The sequence below is a fragment of the Oceanobacillus alkalisoli genome (genome assembly GCF_022213125.1).
Lineage (GTDB): Bacteria > Bacillota > Bacilli > Bacillales > Amphibacillaceae > Oceanobacillus > Oceanobacillus alkalisoli.
In genome coordinates this window covers 1-1,388 of the sequence record NZ_JAKNRA010000038.1, presented here as the reverse complement: position 1 = coordinate 1,388, position 1,388 = coordinate 1, and the positions used below count along the sequence as shown (strand labels likewise).

At 53.9% G+C, this 1,388-nt stretch carries 1 rRNA gene; it reads left to right on the top strand.

Features of this window, described 5'->3' with window-relative positions:
• Window positions 1-1,379, top strand: a 23S ribosomal RNA gene (locus L3V42_RS17975); the annotation flags it as partial.
• Between the last annotated feature and the right edge of the window lie 9 nt (window positions 1,380-1,388).

The following is a 1,388-nucleotide window of genomic DNA, read 5'->3' as shown; positions in this document are numbered from 1 at the left end:
AAATCCGTCTGGCAATTTCAAGCTGTGATGGGGAGGGAAATTGAGTACCGAAGTTCCTGATTTCACACTGCCGAGAAAAGCCTCTAGCCAGATCACAGGTGCCCGTACCGCAAACCGACACAGGTAGGCGAGGAGAGAATCCTAAGGTGAGCGGGAGAACTCTCGTTAAGGAACTCGGCAAAATGACCCCGTAACTTCGGGAGAAGGGGTGCTTCTTTTAGAAGAAGCCGCAGTGAATAGGCCCAAGCGACTGTTTAGCAAAAACACAGGTCTCTGCGAAGCCGAAAGGCGAAGTATAGGGGCTGACACCTGCCCGGTGCTGGAAGGTTAAGGGGAAGAGTTAGCCGTAAGGCGAAGCTTAGAACCGAAGCCCCAGTAAACGGCGGCCGTAACTATAACGGTCCTAAGGTAGCGAAATTCCTTGTCGGGTAAGTTCCGACCCGCACGAAAGGTGCAACGACTTGGGCACTGTCTCAACGAGAGACCCGGTGAAATTATACGATGTGTGAAGATGCACATTACCCGCGACAGGACGGAAAGACCCCGTGGAGCTTTACTGTAGCTTGATATTGACTGTTTGTGCAGCTTGTACAGGATAGGTGGGAGCCGTGGAATCGGGAGCGCTAGCTTCCGTGGAGGCACCCGTGGGATACCACCCTAGCTGTATGAACATTCTAACCCAGGACCGTGATCCGGTCCGGAGACAGTGTCAGGCAGGCAGTTTGACTGGGGCGGTCGCCTCCCAAAAGGTAACGGAGGCGCCCAAAGGTTCCCTCAGAATGGTTGGAAATCATTCGCAGAGTGTAAAGGCACAAGGGAGCTTGACTGCGAGACCTACAAGTCGAGCAGGGACGAAAGTCGGGCTTAGTGATCCGGTGGTTCCGCATGGAAGGGCCATCGCTCAACGGATAAAAGCTACCCCGGGGATAACAGGCTTATCTCCCCCAAGAGTTCACATCGACGGGGAGGTTTGGCACCTCGATGTCGGCTCATCGCATCCTGGGGCTGTAGTCGGTCCCAAGGGTTGGGCTGTTCGCCCATTAAAGCGGTACGCGAGCTGGGTTCAGAACGTCGTGAGACAGTTCGGTCCCTATCCGTCGTGGGCGCTGGAAGTTTGAGAGGAGCTGTCCTTAGTACGAGAGGACCGGGATGGACACACCGCTGGTGTACCAGTTGTTCCGCCAGGAGCATGGCTGGGTAGCTACGTGTGGAAAGGATAAGTGCTGAAAGCATCTAAGCATGAAGCCCCCCTCAAGATGAGACTTCCCATCACTTCGAGTGAGTAAGATCCCTCAGAGACGATGAGGTTGATAGGTTCGAGGTAGAAGCATGGTGACATGTGGAGCTGACGAATACTAATCGATCGAGGACTTAACTAACTTCTATAT